Raw genomic sequence first — 1,575 nt, 5'->3', positions numbered from 1 at the left:
TCTGGGCATCTCCCTCGAGGGCGTCCGTCAGCAGGTCGAGGAGATCATCGGCCAGGGTCAGCAGGCGCCGAGCGGGCACATCCCGTTCACGCCGCGGGCCAAGAAGGTGCTGGAGCTCTCGCTGCGCGAGGCCCTGCAGCTCGGCCACGACTACATCGGCACCGAACACATCCTGCTCGGCCTGATCCGGGAGAACGAGGGCGTCGCCGCCCAGGTCCTGGTGAAGCTCGGTGCCGACCTGGGCCGGGTCCGCCAGCAGGTGCTCCAGCTGATCTCGGGGCACGTCGGCAAGGAGCCGGCCGCCGCCCCGGCCGGAGAGGCCGCACCGGCCAGCTCCGCACTGCTCGACCAGTTCGGCCGCAACCTCACCCAGGACGCCCGGGACGGCAAGCTCGACCCGGTCATCGGCCGGGAGAAGGAAATCGAGCGGGTCATGCAGGTGCTGTCCCGCCGCCGGAAGAACAACCCGGTGCTGGTCGGCGAACCCGGTGTCGGCAAGACCGCGGCGGTGGAGGGCCTCGCCCAGGCCATCGTCAGCGGCGACGTCCCGGAGACGCTGAAGGACAAGCACGTCTACAGCCTCGACATGGGCGCCCTGGTGGCCGGCTCGCGGTACCGCGCGGTGACTTCGAGGAGCGCCTGAAGAAGGTGCTCAAGGAGATCCGCACCCGGGGCGACATCATCCTGTTCATCGACGAGATCCACACCCTGGTCGGCGCGGGTGCCGCCGAGGGTGCGATCGACGCCGCCTCGATGCTGAAGCCGATGCTGGCCCGTGGTGAGCTGCAGATGATCGGCGCCACCACGCTCGACGAGTACCGCAAGCACCTGGAGAAGGACAAGGCGCTCGAGCGCCGGCTCCAGCCGATCCAGGTGGGTGAGCCGTCGCTGGCGCACACCATTGAGATCTTGAAGGGCCTGCGGGACGCCTACGAGGCGCACCACCGGGTGAGCTTCACCGATGCCGCCCTGGTGGCCGCCGCGACGCTGGCCGACCGGTACATCTCCGACCGGTTCCTGCCGGACAAGGCGATCGACCTGATCGACGAGGCCGTGACCGCGCCGCCGGACCTGCGTGACTTCGACGAGCGCATCGCCCAGGTGCGTCGCGACAAGGAGTCCGCGATCGACGCGCAGGACTTCGAGCGCGCCGGTCAGCTGCGTGACAAGGAGAAGACCCTGCTGGGCCAGAAGGGTCAGCGGGAGAAGGAGTGGAAGGCCGGCGACCTGGACGTGGTGTCCGAGGTCGACGAGGAGCAGATCGCCGAGGTCCTGGGCAACTGGACCGGCATCCCGGTCGTCAAGCTGACCGAGGAGGAGACGACCCGGCTCCTGGGCATGGAGGACGAGCTGCACAAGCGCGTCATCGGCCAGGAGGATTCGGTCAAGGCCGTCTCCCGGGCGATCCGGCGTACGCGTGCCGGTCTGAAGGACCCGAAGCGACCATCAGGTTCGTTCATCTTCGCCGGTCCCTCGGGTGTCGGTAAGACCGAGCTGTCCAAGGCTCTCGCCGAGTTCCTGTTCGGCTCCGAGGACGCGCTGATCCAGCTGGACATGTCCGAGTTCCACGACCGG

General features: G+C 68.7%; 1 pseudogene. It reads left to right on the top strand.

Annotation, left to right across the window (positions count from 1 at the left end):
* Window positions 1-1,575, top strand: a pseudogene (locus tag ADL15_RS17600) (AAA family ATPase); the annotation flags it as partial.

The organism is Actinoplanes awajinensis subsp. mycoplanecinus (assembly GCF_001509495.1).
Taxonomy (GTDB): domain Bacteria; phylum Actinomycetota; class Actinomycetes; order Mycobacteriales; family Micromonosporaceae; genus Actinoplanes; species Actinoplanes palleronii.
The sequence above is the reverse complement of the archived record's forward strand: the minus strand, read 5'-3'. Positions and strand labels throughout refer to the sequence as shown.